At 54.3% G+C, this 18,945-nt stretch carries 16 protein-coding genes; 4 read left to right on the top strand and 12 right to left on the bottom strand.

Annotated elements, in window-relative coordinates:
- Nucleotides 1–6: 6 nt before the first annotated feature.
- Nucleotides 7–1,251: a multidrug efflux MFS transporter MdtM gene (mdtM, locus tag AC07P6_RS26290; protein ID WP_478315035.1), complete on the bottom strand. Its 1,245-nt coding sequence runs from the start codon at nucleotides 1,249–1,251 to the stop codon at nucleotides 7–9.
- A gap of 159 nt (nucleotides 1,252–1,410) precedes the next feature.
- Complete coding sequence (locus AC07P6_RS26285; RefSeq protein ID WP_478315034.1) at nucleotides 1,411–2,700, bottom strand: DUF445 domain-containing protein; 1,290 nt, start codon at nucleotides 2,698–2,700, stop codon at nucleotides 1,411–1,413.
- A 312-nt stretch (nucleotides 2,701–3,012) separates the two neighbouring features.
- Here AC07P6_RS26285 and AC07P6_RS26280 point away from each other — a divergent pair, with 312 nt between their 5' ends.
- Nucleotides 3,013–3,447, top strand: coding sequence for an RICIN domain-containing protein (locus AC07P6_RS26280; RefSeq protein WP_478315033.1), 435 nt, complete (start codon nucleotides 3,013–3,015; stop codon nucleotides 3,445–3,447).
- Nucleotides 3,448–3,537: 90 nt separating this feature from the next.
- Here AC07P6_RS26280 and AC07P6_RS26275 read toward each other — a convergent pair whose 3' ends face one another.
- Nucleotides 3,538–4,179, bottom strand: coding sequence for a LysE family translocator (locus tag AC07P6_RS26275; protein WP_478315032.1), 642 nt, complete (start codon nucleotides 4,177–4,179; stop codon nucleotides 3,538–3,540).
- Between the two features lie 46 nt (nucleotides 4,180–4,225).
- Nucleotides 4,226–5,041 carry an AraC family transcriptional regulator gene (locus AC07P6_RS26270; RefSeq protein ID WP_478315031.1) on the bottom strand — a complete coding sequence of 272 codons (816 nt, stop codon included), beginning with the start codon at nucleotides 5,039–5,041 and terminating at the stop codon, nucleotides 4,226–4,228.
- Between the two features lie 205 nt (nucleotides 5,042–5,246).
- Between AC07P6_RS26270 and AC07P6_RS26265 the strand changes: the two genes are divergently transcribed.
- Together AC07P6_RS26265 and AC07P6_RS26260 are read left to right on the top strand one after the other, a co-directional pair.
- Nucleotides 5,247–6,185 (top strand): Rpn family recombination-promoting nuclease/putative transposase, encoded by a 939-nt coding sequence (locus AC07P6_RS26265; protein WP_478315030.1) that lies wholly within the window; start codon nucleotides 5,247–5,249, stop codon nucleotides 6,183–6,185.
- A gap of 179 nt (nucleotides 6,186–6,364) precedes the next feature.
- Nucleotides 6,365–7,735 carry an NAD-dependent succinate-semialdehyde dehydrogenase gene (locus AC07P6_RS26260; protein WP_478315029.1) on the top strand — a complete coding sequence of 457 codons (1,371 nt, stop codon included), beginning with the start codon at nucleotides 6,365–6,367 and terminating at the stop codon, nucleotides 7,733–7,735.
- A gap of 192 nt (nucleotides 7,736–7,927) precedes the next feature.
- On the opposite strand, the gene yjiA is transcribed toward AC07P6_RS26260, so the two are convergent.
- The 3 genes from yjiA to btsT form a co-directional block, all read right to left on the bottom strand.
- On the bottom strand, nucleotides 7,928–8,884 hold the full coding sequence (gene yjiA, locus AC07P6_RS26255) for a GTPase (RefSeq protein ID WP_478315028.1): 957 nt from the start codon (nucleotides 8,882–8,884) through the stop codon (nucleotides 7,928–7,930).
- A gap of 11 nt (nucleotides 8,885–8,895) precedes the next feature.
- Nucleotides 8,896–9,099: a YbdD/YjiX family protein gene (locus tag AC07P6_RS26250; RefSeq protein ID WP_112215127.1), complete on the bottom strand. Its 204-nt coding sequence runs from the start codon at nucleotides 9,097–9,099 to the stop codon at nucleotides 8,896–8,898.
- Nucleotides 9,100–9,207: 108 nt separating this feature from the next.
- The gene (btsT, locus tag AC07P6_RS26245) at nucleotides 9,208–11,358 is read right to left on the bottom strand and encodes a pyruvate/proton symporter BtsT (RefSeq protein ID WP_110272745.1); all 2,151 of its coding nucleotides are present in this window, start codon (nucleotides 11,356–11,358) and stop codon (nucleotides 9,208–9,210) included.
- Between the two features lie 461 nt (nucleotides 11,359–11,819).
- Here btsT and AC07P6_RS26240 point away from each other — a divergent pair, with 461 nt between their 5' ends.
- Nucleotides 11,820–13,181, top strand: a complete 1,362-nt coding sequence (locus tag AC07P6_RS26240) for a hypothetical protein (protein ID WP_478315027.1) — start codon at nucleotides 11,820–11,822, stop codon at nucleotides 13,179–13,181.
- A 123-nt stretch (nucleotides 13,182–13,304) separates the two neighbouring features.
- On the opposite strand, the gene AC07P6_RS26235 is transcribed toward AC07P6_RS26240, so the two are convergent.
- From AC07P6_RS26235 to hpaI, 5 genes are all read right to left on the bottom strand, one after another.
- Nucleotides 13,305–13,817, bottom strand: coding sequence for a 4-hydroxyphenylacetate 3-monooxygenase reductase subunit (locus AC07P6_RS26235; RefSeq protein WP_304255690.1), 513 nt, complete (start codon nucleotides 13,815–13,817; stop codon nucleotides 13,305–13,307).
- A gap of 19 nt (nucleotides 13,818–13,836) precedes the next feature.
- Nucleotides 13,837–15,399: a 4-hydroxyphenylacetate 3-monooxygenase, oxygenase component gene (gene hpaB, locus AC07P6_RS26230; protein WP_478315026.1), complete on the bottom strand. Its 1,563-nt coding sequence runs from the start codon at nucleotides 15,397–15,399 to the stop codon at nucleotides 13,837–13,839.
- Between the two features lie 365 nt (nucleotides 15,400–15,764).
- Entirely contained in the window at nucleotides 15,765–16,655 is an 891-nt protein-coding gene (gene hpaA, locus AC07P6_RS26225; protein WP_478315025.1) for a 4-hydroxyphenylacetate catabolism regulatory protein HpaA, read from the bottom strand.
- A gap of 9 nt (nucleotides 16,656–16,664) precedes the next feature.
- Nucleotides 16,665–18,041: a 4-hydroxyphenylacetate permease gene (gene hpaX / locus AC07P6_RS26220; protein ID WP_478315024.1), complete on the bottom strand. Its 1,377-nt coding sequence runs from the start codon at nucleotides 18,039–18,041 to the stop codon at nucleotides 16,665–16,667.
- Nucleotides 18,042–18,151: 110 nt separating this feature from the next.
- Nucleotides 18,152–18,943: a 4-hydroxy-2-oxoheptanedioate aldolase gene (gene hpaI, locus AC07P6_RS26215; protein ID WP_478317096.1), complete on the bottom strand. Its 792-nt coding sequence runs from the start codon at nucleotides 18,941–18,943 to the stop codon at nucleotides 18,152–18,154.
- Between the last annotated feature and the right edge of the window lie 2 nt (nucleotides 18,944–18,945).

The raw sequence follows: 18,945 nt of genomic DNA, 5'->3' as shown, positions 1-18,945 counted from the left end.
ACAGGTTTATTTCTCTGTCGCCAGCGACGAAGGTTGATGCTGGCGAAGGCGATTTAATAATCCCGCCAGGCAGCAGGCGGCTGCGATCCCCGCCACGACGCCCAGCAGGTGAAAAGGCAGCTTGCCGCCGTTAAACCACAGCCAGCGCGCCGCTTCGATGGAGAGGGCGCTGACGCTGAGGATCACAATGTTTAGCGAGGCCGAGACGGTCCCTTTTGGCAAATCGTTGGAAAATAGCGTAAAGCGGAACAGCGTCGGGAAGATAAGCCCGATGCCGAAGGCGTATAAACTGGTCCCTATTACCGACCACAGCCAGACGTGCGGCCACAGCAGGTTACCGAGGATCAGCACGGCCAGCCCGGTCATCTGGATGGGCACCGCGCGCCAGATAAAGCGCGGGCGGGTCGGGTCTTTCACCCAGCGCGCCACCGACAAGTTAGCGACGATCACCGCGCTGAAGACCGGAACCTGGGTCCAGGCGAACTCTGAGGTGGTCAATCCGCCATCGTCAATCAGGATCACCGGCGAGACCGCCACCCAACTCATCAGCGGGATGTAGCTTAGCGAGAGCGCGGCGGCGCCGAACAGAAAAATTCGGTTGCGAAAAACATCGCGGAAATCACGCAGCACGCCGCTGGCGCTAAAGGGAAGGTCGCCGCGCTGCACGGTTTCCGGCATATTCAGTAGTAGCCCCAGCCAGGCAATAAACCCCATTGCCGCGATAATACCGAACAGCACTTTCCAGTGAACGAAATGCATCAGCGCAGCACCTGAGAGCGGGCCGATAATCGGCGCAATCAGTACGATCGAAGTAATAATCGCCATCAGCTTAATGGCTTTGGTCTGACCGAATGCTTCCTGTACGGTGACGTAGCCAACCGTAGCGATAAAACAGATGCTGGTACCCTGAATAAAGCGCGCCGCGAGGAACTGCTCCATCGAGGTGGTGAACATGGCCGCAAAGCAGGCAAGGGTAAAGATCAGCGCGCCGGTCAACAGCACCGGACGACGACCGATCCGATCCGAGAGCGGCCCGAGCAGCCACTGTAACGCCATGCCACCGGCCATATACAGGCTGATCGACGCGGGAGCCAGCGCCACATCTGCGTCGAAATCGCGCACCACGTGGATGATACCCGGCTGGATAAGATCGGTGGTCAGGTAAGCCGCGAAATCATACAAGATCAGCGCTGCCGGGAAGAACAGCGTGGTGGAATGGCGGGCAAAAAAGCGGGTCATCCATTGCAACATCAGGGAACTCCTTGTTGAGTTTTGCGATGCACGCTTAACAGGCGCACACTATTCCAGCACTTCACACTGCAATAAATTTAGGGTCAACAGAAATATCCATGCCTTTTTAGGTGTTAATTTGTATTCATGATAAATATGTATTTTAAACAATTATTTACATTAAATATGAAGATGCAGCAGCGACGGGATTTGTGAAAACAACCACAGCACCAGGCCAATCGTGCCGCCCACCAGCGTCCCGTTGATGCGGATAAACTGCAGATCCTTACCAATGTTCAGCTCGATTTGCCGCGACATATCGCGTGAGTCCCAACTTTTGACCGTATCGCTGATATGGCGGGTCAGGAAGGTGGCAAACTCCGGGGCCACCCGATGGGCCGCTTGCTCAAGATGCTCGTTCAGCGACTCGCGCAGCGCCTCATCGTGGAGCAGCGTTTCGCCAAACCACTGCCCGGCTTCGGCAATACGCTGTTTGATGCGTGAATCTTCGCTATTGACGTCATTTTTAATCCAGCCGCGCAGGTCGGCCCACACTTCGCCAAGATAGCGGTTAAAGGTCTCATCGTTCTTCAGATACGCTTTAATGCTCTCCGCTTTTTCCGCCATCTGCCGATCGGACTTAAGGTTGTCGATCAATTTTAGCGTCGCGCGATCGAAGGCCTGGCGAATCTGATGCGTGCGATCCTGACTGACCTCATCAAGCAGCGTGTTGACCGCATCGGTCACCATTTCCGCACTGTGCTCGCCCAGCCATTCGGTAGGCAAAATTTTGGCCTTCAGCGGATGCTCGGTCTCCAGCCAGCGGATAATGCCGCGAGCAATAAACGCCCGCGAGCTGTCGCGCTGTAGCAGGGCGATCAGCTGGCTAATCAGTGAGTCCAGCAGCTTCTGGTGACGGTTATCGCGGGTCAGCCCCTCCAGCATCATGGCGCTGGTTTGGGTTAAATCGACCTTATCGATGGCTTTGTGTACCGCCCGGCGCAGCAGGCGCTGAATGCGCGCATCGTCGGTCAGCTCGAGAAAACCGCTCATCACCTGCAGCAGATGCTGGCCCACTCGGCGAGCGTTTTCCGGTTGGCTGAACCAGTTACCCAGCATCAGCGCTGGTTCGTAACGGCGAATCAACGCCACCAGTGACGGGGTATCGAGAAATTTTTCCTGCACGAAATAGCCGAGATTATCGGCAATCCGGTCTTTATTGCGCGGGATAATTGCCGTATGCCGCGAAACGAACGGCAGCGGAATGCGGCGAAATAGCGCCACCACCGCGAACCAATCCGCCAGCGCGCCGACCATCGCCGCTTCGGAAATAGCCTTTAGCGCACCGACCCACGGCGTCGGCGGCAGCACGAGGGTAGTGATAAAAATGGCCACTGCGATCAGCAGCAGCGAGAGCGCCAGCAGTTTGGCGCGTTTCAGTTCAGCGATTTTTTCCATAAGCTTAAGCATATAACCTGACGGCGCATGCGTAAAATATGCCCCTTTGGTTCTGCCACTATTCAGAGGATGATAAATTTTTCGGCTGAGTGGGGAGATATGAGCGTTAATTTAATATACATAGATTAAATCCTTTTTATAAATAATTAATGTTAAATTCATTTATTGCATGAATGTATAATGAGATTTTTCTTAGGTTAATTATGGAACGGTGATCCTAATCACATTATATATGAAGATAAATGGTGCATTGTTTATTTCAAGGGAGATGGTTAATAAGTTTATTTTCTTCAGTCACTGATCTTTTTATAAAAGGAGTTGAACATGATTGGTATACTCAAATATGCAGCGAAGAAAGAGATGGTGTTAGGTATTAGCGACCAGCAAAGCGGGGCTCAGGTCGTTATATTACCAGCGGCCTCACCGCTAAATAAAATCTTGTGGTCGGTTGATGACAAAACTGGTGAGATCTCGCTGGTCGCCAGTGATGAGCTGTTATTAGGCATTCGCAGGGAGCAAATGGGCTCCGGTGCTGCCATCGAGCTACAGGTTCGGGCAAATAAAATGACGCAGCGGTGGGATCTAGTCAGCACTCGCCGCTTTATCAGAAGTAAACAAAACCTGAACTTTGTTATTGATAGTAATAACCGAGGTACTGCACCGGGCAATCCCATTATTCTGTATGAGTATAATGGTTCGGAAGCTCAGCAATGGATATTTGTACCGATGGATATGATGACAGCAAATAGTCCAAAATAATAACCATTTCAGATGGTGATAGATTCAAGCCTCGTTAGTTTTCTAATAGAGAACGGCGAGGCTTTGTAATTATCCAATGGCGGCGAAATTCTAATTAAAAATAAACTGCCACACGATCCAGCAGCCAAACGCCATTAATATCCCGCCCGCGACCCGCTCTACTCGCCAGACGACGGCGGAAAGGCGACGCTGTACCGACGGGAGTGCAATCAACGAGACCAGTAAGACATCCCACAGCAGCACCATGCTGGTCATCCAGATTCCGCTGGTGGTCTGCTGTACCAGGGTCACGTTCGGACCCAGCAGCGAGGTCATCAGCGCCAGATAAAACAGGGCGTTCTTCGGGTTGAGCAACGATGAACCGATCCCCAGCACAAGCTGTTTTGTCAGCGACGGGCGAGATGCTGCGGCGCTGTGTAAATCCAGCGTCGCCGGACGACTTCTTAGCAGCAGGCTGCCAATCCACAGTAAATATGCCGCGCCCAGCAATTCAATGATCGTAAACAGCAGCGGCGCGTGGCGCAGGATCCCCCAGCCGATAATCGCCAGCACAATATATAGCCCGTTACCGGCGGCGATCCCGATACACAGGCCGATGCTGCCGCGCAGGCGATAGCGGATGGCGTAGCCTACCAGCAGGAAAAAATCCGGGCCGGGGCTCAGCAGGGCGACGAAATGGGAGAGCGCCAGCGCGGGGAAGGCGGGAGGGAAGAGCGTAGCGAGTATGTCCATAGCAACCTCAGTAATAACCTGAGATCACCCTACGCCAGCGCGGAGGCTAATTATTGTCTGATATTGATCGGCCCTGCGCATACTGGCGCGGCGTGGCGGCGGTGTAGCTGACAAAAGTCTTATGAAAGTGGCTCTGGTCAGCAAATCCGGCCTGATAGCCAACGTCGGCAATATTATCCCCGGCGCGCAGGCGCGTTTTGGCGAACTCGATGCGCGCCATATTGATAAAACTGGCGGGCGTCAGGCCGGTATCGTGCTTGAAGGCGCGGATCAGCGTCTCTTTACGCAAGGCGAACTCGTTGGCGAGGCTATCCAGCGTCGGCGGTTCTTGCAGATTGGTTGCCAGGCGGCTGAATAGCTGTGAGCTGGTTCTGCTTAACGCCTGCGGTACGGCAGGGTGTAGGGGCAGAGCCTGGAGCAATCGCGCGATGCTGGTGGACAGCGCCGTTGTTTGCTGTTGGCACATCATCGCGACAATCTGCTGATACTGGGAGAAGAGCCCAGCGTCGCGAATGACTAACTGCGGTGTTGTCAATTGGGCCGGGTGAGGAATGTTTCCCAACTGTAGTCGACACCAAGAGATATCAAGGTAAAGCATATGATAGCTGCGCGGCTGGCCGTTAAGCGGATTACAGCTATGAGGCGCCTGCGCGGGGATAATAATCAGCTCACCTGGGCGCAGAAGAGACTCTCGTCCGTTGCAGATACAGCGTGTTTCCCCTTCGATAATCGCTCCCACCGAGAGCTGCGGATGGCGATGACGTTTATAGGCCTGACGGCTGCGCCAGGTGCTGCGCAGCTCAAGCCAGGGAAACTGCTCGTCACGCCAGAAGGTTTGCGGGATATCACGCGTATGGCTCACGGAGGTCTCCTTGGTAGAGGGATACTCGTTTATAACACGCCTGTAGGCCGAGGAAGAAATGCGAGTCGCCTTCGATAAAAATGCCGCGTTTGCAGCCGGGAGAAGATATCTTTCGCCGCGGCTCCTAAACGTCGAAATCAGGGCGTGTTGCGAGAGAAATACCGCAGTAGAGTGGCGGCAGGATTTCTCACGCAGGCGGATAACCATGGAAAAGGGTACTACGTCGACACCGCATGATGCGGTCTTCAAACAGTTTTTACGTCATGCCGATACCGCGCGGGATTTTCTTGATATTCATTTGCCGCCCGCATTAAGAAAGCTTTGCGACCTGGATTCGTTAACGCTGGAATCCAGCTGCTTTATTGAGGAGAGCCTGCGGGCTTACTACTCTGACGTTCTTTGGCGGCTGAAAACCGCATCGGGCGAGGGCTATATCTACGTCGTCATAGAGCATCAAAGCTCACCCGATGCGCACATGGCGTTCAGGCTGATGCGCTACGCTATCGCCGCCATGCAGCGTCATCTGGATAACGGGCATAAAACGCTGCCGCTGGTGGTGCCGATTCTTTTTTATCACGGCGTGGTGACGCCCTATCCTTATTCGCTATCCTGGCTCGATAAGTTTGCCGACCCGGCGCTGGCGAAGCAGCTGTATGTTGCGCCATTTCCGCTGGTGGACATTACGGTTGTACCTGATGATGAAATTGTGCAGCATCGACGAATCGCGTTGCTGGAGCTGATGCAAAAGCATATTCGCCAGCGCGATCTGCTGGGTATTGTTGAATATCTGACGACCATTTTGCTTAGCGGATACGCTAATGACAGGCAGTTAAAAACGCTGTTTAATTATCTTATTCACTCAAGCAAAGCGCTTCGTTTGGGTAGGTTTATCCGCGAAGTGGCCCAGCGGGTGCCGCAGCACAAGGAGAAGTTAATGACTATCGCCGAAAGATTACGTGAAGTGGGGCGCAGGCAGGGCAAGCGGGAAGGTCGGCTTGAGGGCCGCCTTGAAGGGGTTGAAGAAGGCCAGCGCGCCGAAGCGTTACGCATTGCCCGAACCATGCTTGCTGATGGCATGGCGCTGGACACGGTGCTGAGAATTACCGGTCTGCCGGAAGCGGATATCACGGTCAATAATCACTAATCCATTACTGTTCTGTTGAGTTCCCCGGAGAAAGTCTGTCCGGTGATTATCGTTATTCTTTTCCTGGAAAATTCCGGATATACCTGAGTTTACACTCATCCCTGGCCATCTCGACTACCCTTAATATCCAGTGCAGCATTTATGACTGTATTAATAGCGATAACAAGGAGACATACGATATGGCTTACCAGACGGTGAATCCTGCGAACAACCAACTCATCAAAGAGTATCCCGCTCACAGCGATGCGGACGTGGAGGCGGCGCTGCAAAAAGCAGATGCGCTTTATCATTCCGAATGGGCGAAAGGGGATATTGATCAGCGGCTGCCGGTGCTGCGTAAGCTGGCTGATCTGATTGACAGCAGGGTGGACGAACTGGCCAAAATCGCCAGCCAGGAGATGGGGAAGCTCATCGAGCAAAGCCGCGGCGAGGTTAAGCTGTGCGCGCAAATTGCCCGCTACTACGCCGACAACGCGAAACAGTTTCTGGCCCCGGTGAAGTATCAGTCAGAGCTGGGCGAGGCGTGGGTCGAACACCATCCTGTCGGCGTGCTGATGGCCGTAGAGCCGTGGAACTTCCCTTATTACCAGCTAATGCGCGTACTGGCACCAAATCTGGCGGCGGGGAATCCGGTGATCGCCAAGCATGCCAGCATCGTTCCGCACTGTGCGGAAACTTTTGCTCATCTGGTGCGTGAAGCCGGTGTGCCAGAAGGGGCGTGGACTAATCTGTTTATTTCTCAGGATCAGGTGGCGAAGATTATCGCCGACGATCGGGTACAGGGCGCGGCGCTGACCGGCTCGGAAAAAGCCGGGAGCGTGGTAGCAGCGCAGGCGGCTAAATACATCAAGAAAGCGACGCTTGAACTGGGCGGTAACGATGTGTTTGTGGTACTCGACGACGCAAATCTGGAGAAAGCGGTGAAGATTGGTGTTCAGGCCCGACTCAACAACGCTGGACAGGTCTGTACTGCCGCAAAACGCTTTATTCTCCATGAAAAAATTGCTGACCAGTTCCTCAGCAAATTTGCCGATGCGTTCCGTCAGGTGAAGATGGGCGATCCGCTAGACGAGAGCACGACGCTGGGTCCGCTCTCCTCAAAAGACGCGCTGGAAACCCTGACCAAACAGGTGGATGAGGCGGTGAAAAATGGCGCCAAACTGCACCTGGGCGGCAAACCCGCGCAGCGGGAAGGTAGCTTTTTCGAGCCGACTATTCTGACCAGCATCACCCGCGATAATCCGGCATATTTTGAAGAGTTTTTTGGCCCGGTGGCGCAAATTTACGTGGTGAAAGATGACGATGAGGCGGTGAAACTGGCTAACGATTCGCACTATGGCCTGGGTGGCGCAGTATTCACCCAGGATATCGAACGGGCGAAACGGATGGCGTCGCGGATCGAAACCGGGATGGTCTATATCAACTGGTTAACCGATACTGCGCCGGAGCTGCCGTTTGGCGGCGTCAAACGTTCCGGATTTGGCCGTGAGCTTTCCGATCTGGGGATTAAAGAGTTTGTGAATCAGAAACTGGTAGTGGTGCATAAATAACTGTGTGAATACAAAAAACCTGCCATCAGGCAGGTTTTCCATAGTGCTCACATTTCTGCCGGGCGGCTGCTAGCGCCTTGCCCGGCTTATAAAAATCACAATATCATCAGGTTATGATTTTTTGTCGGCCCGTGCCAGCGAAGCGCCGCCGGGTGATTCCAATAGTGCTGTACTCTGTCAGCAATCAAAGGGTTACTTACGCAATCCTGCAAACGCCGTACGAATTTGCTTTTCCGGCAGATTGATACCGATAAACACCAGCGTACTGTGCGGCGGCTCATCGCCCCACGGACGGTCCCAGTCGGCGCTATATAGCCGCTGGACGCCCTGAAACAGCAGGCGGTTTGGTTCGCCATCAATCCACAGCATCCCTTTGTAGCGCATCAGCTGTTCGGCAAAGTCGAGCAACAGATTTTCCATCACTCGCGACACTTCGCTGATATCCACCGGGTAATCCAGCTCCACCACAATCGACGAAACATCGTTTTGCTTGTCGGTCATAAAGTGGAAGCGCGGTTTGCTGCTGACCACGTTCTCTTCCAGCATAAAACCGCTGGTGTTAAACAGCAGATTCAGGTCGATGTCGCCGTGAGTCACGGTGTAAATGGGCGCGCGGGCGTTAATGCGCGTCAGCCGTTCGCGGAGCTTGTCGCTGTCGCCTGCCACGTCAGTTTTGGTGAGCAGGATGCGATCGGCATAGCCCACCTGCGACTGGGCGATGGTGAACTGATTCATCTGCTGATCGGCATGCACCGCGTCAACCAGCGCAATCACCCCATCCAGCAGATAGCGTTCGCACAGCACATCGTGGGAGAAAAAGGTTTGGATAATCGGGCCGGGGTCGGCCATGCCGGTGCACTCAATCACCAGACGGTCAAAATCGGTTTCCCCGCGATCGCGACTGTCGAGCAGATCGAGCAGGGTATCTTCCAGTTCATTCGAACGCGTACAGCAAATACAGCCGTTAGTCAGGGTTTTAATCTGCGTCGCGCGATCGCCAATCAACTGATCGTCAACGGCAACTTCGCCAAATTCGTTTTCGATAACGGCGATTTTAAAACCGTGCTCTTCGTTGAGAATATGGCGCAGCAGGGTGGTTTTGCCTGCGCCAAGAAAGCCGGTCAGCAGGGTAACTGCAATCGGTGCCATTGTTGCCTCCATTAACAGCAGCGTACGCCGCCTTTGCCATCGCCGCCGTAGCGGGCCTGCTGGCGTTCGCGAAAGAATTCTTCGTAGGTCATGTATGGTTTATCCGGATGGTTGGTCTGCATATGCTCAACGTAGTTGTCATAGTCCGGAATGCCAATCAGCATTTTTGCCGCCTGACCGAGGTACTTTTTAGCCTGACCTAAGTTACCAAACATATAGGTTCCATGTAACGAATAAAGCCGGATGGCGGCTTGCGCCTTATCCGGCCTACGTTAATGCTCGTTCTGTAGGCCAGATAGGCGTTGCGCTATCCGGCATCAGGTTTAGTGATGCGAAGAGGTCTTCACGCCACCTTCCGGTACCGGCACGTACGGGGTCTCTTTGTCGGTGCGCACTTTATTGTTGCGCACGTTGAGCCAGGTTTTGACGCCGTAGAAGATGATGCTGTAGACCACCACCAGGAACAGAATACTCAGACCTGCGTTGGTGTAGTTGTTCACCACGATATGGTTCATGTTAGCAATCTGCTGCGCGGTGAGTTCGCCGCCGGAAGCAATCTTCTCTTTATACTGCTGAGCCATAAAGAAGAAACCTTCCATCTGCGGGTTGGTGCTGAACAGTTTCAGACCCAGCGCCCAGGTGGTGCACAGCAGCAGCCATGCGGCCGGGATCACGGTGACCCAGATATATTTGGTGCGCTGCATTTTGACCAGTACCACGGTGCCAAGCACCAGCGCCACGGCGGCCAGCATCTGGTTAGAGATACCGAACAGCGGCCACAGGCTCTTCACGCCGCCCAGCGGGTCAACTACGCCCTGATACAGCAGGTAGCCCCACAGCCCGACGCAGCCCGCAGTGCCGATAATGCCCGCCACCAGCGAGTCGGTTTTCTTGAGGAACGGTACGAAGTTGCCCAGCAGATCCTGCAGCATAAAGCGGCCTGCACGAGTACCGGCATCCAGCGCGGTGAGGATAAACAGCGCTTCAAACAGAATACCGAAGTGGTACCAGAAGCCCATATCCGCCATCGGCATGATTTTGTGGAATACGTGAGCGATACCGACCGCCAGCGTCGGCGCGCCGCCTGCGCGGTTCAGTACCGACGGTTCGCCGATATCTTTCGCCGTTTGCAGGATCTGCTCAGGTGAAATCACAAAGCCCCAGGAGCTGACGGTCGCCGCTGCGTGAGCGGTCACGTCGCGGAGCTGTGCGGCAATCAGTGCGGCGTTCTCGCCGCCCATTTCGTGCAGGTTCGGCATGGTGATGCCAAGGCCTGCTGGCGGGGTGTTCATCGCAAAGTAGAGGCCCGGTTCGATAATTGATGCCGCTACCAGCGCCATCACCGCCACGAAGGACTCCATCAGCATCGCGCCGTAGCCGATAAAACGGGCGTCGGTTTCGTTAGCCAGCAGCTTCGGCGTGGTGCCGGAAGCGATCAGCGCGTGGAAACCAGAGACCGCGCCACAGGCAATGGTGATAAACAGGAACGGGAACAGCGCGCCTTTCCACAGCGGACCGGTACCATCAATGTACTGGGTCACTGCCGGCATTTTCAGGTCCGGGTTGAGGATAACGATACCCAGCGCCAGGCCGACGATAACGCCGATTTTCAGGAAGGTGGCGAGGTAGTCACGTGGTGCCAGAATCAGCCACACCGGCAGCAGCGCGGAGATAAACGCGTAGCCGATCAGGGTAAAGGTGATAGTGGTGTCTTTAAAGGTCAGCGCCGGGCCCCAGTACGGGTCGTGGGCAATCACGCCGCCGAAGTAAATGGAAGCCACCAGCAGGACGATACCGATAACCGATATTTCCCCCACGCGCCCTGGACGCAGGAAGCGCATGTAGATCCCCATAAACAGCGCGATCGGTACGGTTGAGCAGACGGTGAACACGCCCCACGGGCTTTCTGCCAGCGCTTTTACTACGATCAGCGCCAGTACCGCGAGGATGATGATCATAATCAGGAAGCAACCGAACAGCGCGATTGAGCCAGGTACCGGCCCCATCTCTTGCTTGATCATCTCACCCAGTGAAGCACCGTTACGGCGCGAGGAGATAAACAGCACCATAAAGTCCTGCACCGCCCCTGCCAACACCACGCCTGCCAGCAGCCACAAGGTACCCGGCAGGTAGCCCATCTGCGCCGCGAGCACCGGGCCCACCAGCGGACCGGCACCGGCGATAGCGGCAAAGTGGTGGCCGAACAGCACGTAACGGTTAGTCGGGACGTAGTTCAGACCATCATTGTTAATCACCGCCGGTGTGGAGCGCGTAGGGTCGAGCTTCATTACCTTTTGCGCGATGTACAGGCTGTAATAACGGTAGGCGACAAGGTAGACGGAAACCGACGCCACTACGATCCACAGCGCACTTACGTGCTCACCACGACGCAGTGCGACAACCGAGAGGCAAAATGCCCCGATGATTCCAAGAATCACCCAGGGTATGTGCTTGAATAACTTTTTAGTATCCATAGTAAAACCTGGCTTATTGAGATGAATAATGGGCCGAAGCCGTTTGGGTTTAAGTTAGGGTTTGAGGAGGTATTGATTCGCTATGCTGGGGACGATCTTGCCAGATCTTTGCGCGCGTAAAGTTGGGTAAATCTGTGAGTGGTTGTATGTGGGGTTAAGCGGTCACTTGCGGGGGTAAGCGGTTGGGGATGAGTGCGAGTGGGTGTGAATATGTGATTGGGATCACGTAAATATGGCTGGCAGGTTTTTATAGAGGTTGAATATGAACGTCAAAGTCATAAGGCTGTATTGATATCGATAGGGATAGTAATTAGTCAGCTTATACATGGTCATTTATTACAGCATATGAAAATGATTTTTAACAATAAATAATGCTTAAAATGAAATATTAAGTGCTTAAGCTTTAATCTATTAGTAATATCAAGAACGTGATGTTTTATAAAATATGAATGGATGCAAAAATGTTAAAGAATTATATCAAACAAGCTCTTGCTATTCAGCAGGAAGAAGGCGATGCCTCAAATAATGCATTGAAGAAATATCTGGCAGGAATAGCTGCATATAATGTAAGCAAGGATGAGGAATACGACTTTTTATATGCTAATTATCAGGCATTATGGATTTACTCCAATTTTGGTGAGTCGGAAAAGGCGCTGTCGCAGGCTAAAAAATGTATGGAGTTGATGGCTGACACCATAAGTACTGGTGCTATATTTCATTATACCGATACAGGGCAGTTTTATGAAGAGGTGATCCGCTATGCGACAAACAATATAGCATGGTATTCCTACGAACACTCAGATAGTATCGATGAACTAGAACGCGCGCTGGAAACAATATCTCTTGGCTGTAACTATATTGACAGCCCTGATTACTTTTACGCTTTCGATACTAAAGTCCGTATCTTACTTAAATTGGGTCGAAAAGAAGAAGCTTTTAAAATTGTTTTTGCTTGCCTGCAACAACTACCCAACTTCTCTGATTTTTCTGATATCAAGAAACAAAAGGAGTATCAGGACTGGAAAAATAACTTTGACACGGGAACTATGCAATTTTCAGAGCAGGAAACGGCTTTTCTGCAAAAAGCAGCAAAAATTACCGCCCATTTCAAAAAATTGACTGCTGAAGGTAAATTGAGTATTACCCAGGTTGAAGAATCGATCCCCGAAAAGAAAATTGTTCTTATCAAAGATATAAAAGGGAAATATTTATTCCCTGATGGTTACTACGAAGATGAAGACTGCCTGTTGCTGTATAAGGGAAATGTTCATATTAAAGAAAACCTCGATGAAGAATGGTGTGAGAGACAGTTCGAAGGTATAACCTGGAAAAATGATCTTTATGGCATCCTGATAGATGGTAACCTCGTTGTTGAAGGCGATGTCACTATCGACCTGCCGGTCCTTTCAGTCACGAAAGATCTCACCTGCGATTATCTCTACTCTGGCGACGGCCACACGTTAATACAAGGTAACGCCAATATAAAATACGGCATTTACGGAGAGCATAACGACGGGTCGTTGGAGATAAAAGGCCAACTCACTACTGCCTATATTCTGGCATATGACCACCATATGCCCCGTAAGTCAGACTCAGGAGAATTTATTCACATAGAAGGCGGTGACTTCTGCGATCTTGAGCACTTACATATTGGTGAAAGCTATGGTAGCGGATGGGGTTGGAACTGGAATTATTTTGATGACGCCCTCCGACTCCTTAATAAGGCGGTATTTATGGAGGACGATGGAGATATAGTATTTTCCGTATACAATTTTTTTGCCATCGTAAAACGCGGAGAAAATCCCTTCCACGAAATAAAGTAAAGATTGCGGAGCGATAATCTTTATATTCCAACGTACCGGATAACACGAAAAATCCCCTGGCGATATCGTCAGGGGATTTGTGTTTATGCAACACACGTTTTTTTAGCGCGAAGTGTGGGCGAACTACGCCACCACTTCCATCTCCATCATTACCGGATGGAAACGGCGCTTGAAGTAAATCAGCCCGTGGCCCTGCTGGCTGAGGGTAATGTTGCGGATTTCCACCAGATAAACCAGATGACTGCCGATGGTCTGCACCTGGCTAATCTCGCCTTCGAGACTTGCCAGTGAGCCTTTCAGGACCGGCTGACCCAGCGTCCCTTTCTGCCAGCAGGAGAGGCCGAAGCGGTCATCCATCGTCATGCCGGTCATTCCGGCGAAGTGGCGAGCCATTTCCTCTTGCTCGTGGTTTAGCACGTTGATGCACAGCTTGCCGTTGCCCTGGAACACCGGATTCATAGCGCTATTGGCATTGATGCAGACCATCACCGACGGCGGCGTATCGGTTACCGAGCAGACTGCGGTGGCGGTGATGCCACAGCGGCCCGCCTCGCCTTCGGTGGTGATGACGTTAACCGCGGCCGACAGGCTGGCCATGGCATCGCGAAAACGCAGACGTTGTTCATCTAATTGCATTGTGACCTCCTGCTGCGAATTACTTCAGCAGCTTATCCAGCATGTTGATATCGGTATTGTTGTGCAGATGCGGCACCGTCCAGCCGTGCTGGTCGTACTCAGACAGGCAGCGGTCGACCATCGCCATCATTTTGTCCATGTTGCCGGAGCTTTGCGCCTGGCGCAGGCACTGCAGGCGAATTTCATCCTGGCTGCCGGAGTAGTTGATCTCATACAGCTCATGGCGGCCGCCAAATTCGCTGCCGATGGCGTCCCACATCAGTTTGAGGATCTTGATGCGCTCGACGTGATCCATGCCGTTCGATCCGCGCACATATTTCGCCAGGTATTCGTTGATCTGCGGGTTATTGAGATCGCGGGCGCTGGACGGCAGGTAGATCAGGCCGCTGGTGACGCTGCGCTCGATAATGTTTTTGACTTTGGCGTAGGCCATTGGAGCCATCACGCGATAGGTTTGCAGCGCGGCGTGATCCGGCAGATACGCGCCGTTGACCCACGGCGTCGCTTCGGCGCACATCGAATCGCTCAGCGCCCAGAACATATTGCGCCAGGCCACGACTTCGCCAAGCTCGGCCTGCACGCCACGGAACTCCAGGGTGCCGGTGCACTCCAGCGAGCGCTTCAGCAGGGCGGTGATGAAATCGAGCTTCACCGCCAGACGTACGCAGGCCTGCAGCGGATACATGCGGGCGAAACCGCCTTCCATGGTCCAGCGACGGCAGCGATCGAAATCGCGATAAATCAGCACGTTTTCCCATGGGATCAGCACGTTATCCAGCACCAGGATCGCATCGTTCTCGTCGAAGCGGCTGGAGAGCGGATAATCGTATGGCGATCCGGTGGCTCCGGCCACCAGCTCATAGGAGGCGCGGGAGATAAGTTTGACCCCTTCGGCGTCCATTGGCGCGACGAACATCAGTGCGAAATCCGGGTTTTCACCCATCACCTGCGCCGAGCCGAAGCCAATCATGTTGTAGTGGGTTAGCGCCGAGTTGGTGGCGACGACTTTCGCACCGCTGACGATGATCCCGGCATCGGTCTCTTTCTCCAGCTTGATATAGACGTCTTTCACTTCGTCTGCTGGCTTATGACGATCGATCGGCGGGTTAACAATGGCGTGGTTAAAGTACAGGCCGGTTTCCTGAATGCGGGTGTACCAGTTGCGGGCGTTTTGTTCGAACTGGCCGTAAAACGCCGGATTCGCGCCTAATGCGCAGCCGAAGGCAGCTTTGTAGTCCGGGGTACGGCCCATCCAGCCATAGCTCAGGCGCGACCATTCGGCGATGGCGTCGCGCTGCTGGCGCAGGTCGTCGGCGCTTTTCGCCACGCGGAAGAATTTGTGGGTGTAGCCACCGCTGCCGGTGTCGGTGCCCCAGCACAAGGTGTCCTGTAGTTCGGGCTTGTGCAGTGCGTCGTACATTTGCGCGACGGAGGCGGCGGCGTTACGAAAAGCCGGATGCGTAGTCACATCTTTAACGCGCTCTCCGTAGATATAAATCTCGCGGCCGTCCTGTAAGCTCTTCAGGTACTCTTCACCGGTTAACGGGCGTTTAGCGTCTGCACGGAAATTTTCAGGTTTCATAGGGATGACCTCTTCAGTATTAATCGGAAAGTGATGTTAAATTTATGTTTTGTTTTTGTTGTTCAATTGAAGCGGTTAACGCGGCTTTCGTGAAGAGACTTTTAGGTCAACGGTGGGTACTTTTCGGGCGGGGTTGAGTTATGTGATCCGAGTGCCGTTTGGTTTGTTATAGCGTACGATTGCCCCTCGCCCTGGCCCTCTCCCATAGGGAGAGGGGACCGATCGGTGCAGCATTTAATACAGCGCCGCTCTGGTTTTCTCCCTCGCCCCTTTGGGGAGAGGGGACCGATCGATGCAGCATTTAATACAGCGCCTATCTGGTTTTCTCCCTCGCCCCTTTGGGGAGAGGGCCGGGGTGAGGGGGATCATGACACCGGCACTTTTTGCGTTCTGAACGCGCTCGGCGAGCAGCCCACTAAACGATTAAAAAAGCGGGCGAAATAGGCCGGGTCTTTAAAGCCCAGCTGCCAGGCTATCTCGTTGACTGCGCTATCAGAGAACAGCAGCAGCCGCTTGGCTTCGCGCAGCTGCCGGTCGAAAATCAGTCGCTTTGGCGGGCGGTTGGCGAAGCGGCGACAGATATCGGTCAGCCTGGATTCGGTCAGATGCAGCTCGCTGGCGTAATCCGGTACCGTCCAGTGCAGGTGGTAGTGGCTATCGATCAACTGGTTAAAACGCTGGAACAGCTTTAGCTCGCCGCGCATCCCGCTGGCGGCATGATCGTCAAGCTTTGCGTTGCGCAGCAGCAGAGTGAACACTGCCTGCGCCAACAGCATCAGGGTGTGTTCGCGCCCCGGCAACTGCGCGGTCGATTCGCGTTCAATCAGCCGCCAGTAGTGCGCCAGCGCCGCCAGCTCTTCGGGCTTGTCGGCCAGCGACAGGCAGATGCCCGGCAGGCCGAAGGCTTCCCGCGTGCCAGGGTAGAGCACCTCCAGCAGCGGCCAGACCAGATCCTCCCGTATCGTCAGCACGTGGCCGTCGCTATCGGACTGGGTGATAAACGCGTGCGGCACCGAGGGCGGCGTCAGGACAAACAGCGGCGCCTGCACCGAGTAGCGACTCTCGTCGAGCTGCAGCTCAATCTGCCCGGTATCAAGAAAGTGCATCTGAAAATACTGGTCGTGACGGTGCGCCTGCATATCACGACCGAAGAACTCCGCCATGCGCGCAAACGACTGATAATGCACATCTTCCGTCCCAAGACTCTCATCGTACTCTTTGTTGATATCGATATTGGTGACAGGACTCTGGCACATAGCGGCTCCTTACGGCGTCGCGCGAGGACGCGATCCTTTCATCGGAATAGCCCAGATAATCATCGCGCCAATCACCAGCAGGGCGGCGACGAACCACAGGCCGCTGCTAAAGCTGCCGGTAACATCTTTCAGCCAGCCGATCATTAGCGGACTGATGGCCGATCCGATATTGCCGGTGGCGTTGATCACCGCGATACCGATCGCTCTGGCGCGCAGGCTGATCGACTGATCCGGGGTAGTCCAGAAAATGGCCATTGCGCTAAACGATCCGGTGGAGGCCATCACGATCCCCAACAGTTGGATCAGGCTGTGATCGGTGGCCGACGCCAGTAGCCAGCCCGCAGCGGCGAACAGGAACGGCAGGGCGGTGTGATGTTTTCGTTCCTGGTGTCTATCTGAGTGGCGGCTCCAGTAGATCATCCCCAGAATGGTACAAATCTGCGGGATCGCCGCCAGCAGGCCGATAGTGATATTGCTGCTGCCTTCGTTAAAGCTTTTGAGGATCTGCGGCGTCCAGATGCTGATCGCGCTGAGGGTATTGGTCAGGCAGAAGTACGCCAGGGTGTACATCAGCACGATGGGCGTAAATACTTCGCGCCACAGGCTGCGTTTCTGCATGGCGTGATGGCTGATCGCCCCTTCCGGCTGTACCAGCGTCAGGCGATCGTTATCCATCATCTCCTGCAGGCACTTTTTGTCCTCTGCCGTCAGCCATTTGGCCTTCGACGGCGAATCATCGAGCCAGAACCAGACCATAATGCCGAGCAGCACCGACGGGAAGCCTTCCAGCAGGAACAGCCACTGCCAGCCGTGCAGGTTTAACATACCGTCCATCGACAGAATATAGCCGGAGACGATAGAGCCCAGCGCGGTGGTTACCGGCATCGCTATCATAAACAGCGCGTTGGCGCGGGCGCGGAAAAAGGCCGGAAACCAGAAGGTCAGATACAGCAGGATGCCGGGCAGGAAACCGGCCTCGGTGATCCCCACCAGCATCCGCAGGATGTAGAGGCTGTTTGGCCCGGTAGCGAACATGGTGGCGGTAGAGGCGATGCCCCACAGCACCATGATGGTGGCAATCCAGCGGCGAGCGCCGACGATGCTGAGCATCACGTTGCTGGGGATGCCGAAAATCACGTAGGTGGCGTAAAACAGGGTGGTGGCAAGGCCGAACATGGTGGCGTTGAGGCCCAGATCCTGCCCCATGGTCAGCCCAGCAAAGCCGATATTGATCCTGTCTAAAAACGAGAAGATAAACAGCACGAACAAAAATACGATCAGGCGGCGGAACAGCTTGTTGATAACCGACTGCTGCTGCGCCGTTAGCTGTTTATGCTGATTGGCAGGATCTTGCGCTTCCGGGAGTGCTGATGATGTGTCGCTCATTGTCTTTTCCTCTAATGGGAATTTTGTAGGGTACTGCTGTTTGCCCGGCGGCGCTGCGCTTACCGGGCCTACGGTTCGATGTTGTTGTAGGAGCGTAGCGCCACCCGGCGTTAGTAGACGCCTGACGAACCGTTGGTCGTTTTTTCCGCGCCAAATCGTGCCGCCAGCGCTTCGGCACCACGCGCCAGTAGGGTGGTATCGACGCCGACGGCGACAAACAGCGCGCCAAGTTCCAGATAACGCTTTGCCAGTTGTTCGTTAGCCATCAGGATCCCCGGCGCTTTGCCCGCTGCGCGAATCTGCGCGATAGCCTGTTCGATGGCGGCCTGCACTTCCGGGTGCTGCGGATTGCCGCCAAAGCCCATGTCGGCGCTGAGATCGGCCGGGCCGATAAACACGCCGTCCACGCCTTCAACGTCGAGAATTTGCGCCAGGTTTTTCAAGGCTTCGCGAGTTTCGATTTGCACCAGCACGCACATCGCGTCGTTGGCCTGATGGAGGTAATCGGGAATGCGGTTCCAGCGCGAGGCGCGGGCCAGGGCGCTGCCGACGCCGCGAATGCCTGCAGGCGGATAGCGAGTAGCCTTCACCGCCAGCCGCGCTTCGTCGGCGTTCTGCACCATCGGCACCAGCAGGGTTTGTACGCCAACGTCCAGCAACTGTTTAATCTGCACCGGGTCGTTCCACGACGGACGCACCACCGGCTGGCTGGGGTAGGGGGCGATTGCCTGGAGCTGGGTCAGTACCGTTTGCACATTATTCGGCGCATGTTCGCCATCGATCAGCAGCCAGTCGAACCCGGCACCGGCCAGCAGCTCGGCGCTGTAGCTGCTGGTGAGTCCCAGCCACAGACCAATCTGCGGGCGACCGGATTTTAAGGCGTCTTTAAAGGCGTTATTCATCA

This window comes from Klebsiella sp. GFKo11, assembly GCF_056490265.1.
This window is presented reverse-complemented; position numbering and strand designations above follow the sequence as displayed.

What these genes read in the sequence shown, in the direction of transcription:
- hpaX (WP_478315024.1), bottom strand. Translation starts at nt 18,041, where the DNA reads ATGAGCGACACATCATCAGCACTCCCGGAAGCGCAAGATCCTGCCAAT.
- AC07P6_RS26280 (WP_478315033.1), top strand. Translation starts at nt 3,013, where the DNA reads ATGATTGGTATACTCAAATATGCAGCGAAGAAAGAGATGGTGTTAGGT.
- AC07P6_RS26275 (WP_478315032.1), bottom strand. Translation starts at nt 4,179, where the DNA reads ATGGACATACTCGCTACGCTCTTCCCTCCCGCCTTCCCCGCGCTGGCG.
- mdtM (WP_478315035.1), bottom strand. Translation starts at nt 1,251, where the DNA reads ATGTTGCAATGGATGACCCGCTTTTTTGCCCGCCATTCCACCACGCTG.
- AC07P6_RS26240 (WP_478315027.1), top strand. Translation starts at nt 11,820, where the DNA reads ATGTTAAAGAATTATATCAAACAAGCTCTTGCTATTCAGCAGGAAGAA.
- AC07P6_RS26235 (WP_304255690.1), bottom strand. Translation starts at nt 13,817, where the DNA reads ATGCAATTAGATGAACAACGTCTGCGTTTTCGCGATGCCATGGCCAGC.
- AC07P6_RS26285 (WP_478315034.1), bottom strand. Translation starts at nt 2,700, where the DNA reads ATGCTTAAGCTTATGGAAAAAATCGCTGAACTGAAACGCGCCAAACTG.
- btsT (WP_110272745.1), bottom strand. Translation starts at nt 11,358, where the DNA reads ATGGATACTAAAAAGTTATTCAAGCACATACCCTGGGTGATTCTTGGA.
- yjiA (WP_478315028.1), bottom strand. Translation starts at nt 8,884, where the DNA reads ATGGCACCGATTGCAGTTACCCTGCTGACCGGCTTTCTTGGCGCAGGC.
- hpaI (WP_478317096.1), bottom strand. Translation starts at nt 18,943, where the DNA reads ATGAATAACGCCTTTAAAGACGCCTTAAAATCCGGTCGCCCGCAGATT.
- AC07P6_RS26265 (WP_478315030.1), top strand. Translation starts at nt 5,247, where the DNA reads ATGGAAAAGGGTACTACGTCGACACCGCATGATGCGGTCTTCAAACAG.
- AC07P6_RS26260 (WP_478315029.1), top strand. Translation starts at nt 6,365, where the DNA reads ATGGCTTACCAGACGGTGAATCCTGCGAACAACCAACTCATCAAAGAG.
- hpaB (WP_478315026.1), bottom strand. Translation starts at nt 15,399, where the DNA reads ATGAAACCTGAAAATTTCCGTGCAGACGCTAAACGCCCGTTAACCGGT.
- hpaA (WP_478315025.1), bottom strand. Translation starts at nt 16,655, where the DNA reads ATGTGCCAGAGTCCTGTCACCAATATCGATATCAACAAAGAGTACGAT.
- AC07P6_RS26250 (WP_112215127.1), bottom strand. Translation starts at nt 9,099, where the DNA reads ATGTTTGGTAACTTAGGTCAGGCTAAAAAGTACCTCGGTCAGGCGGCA.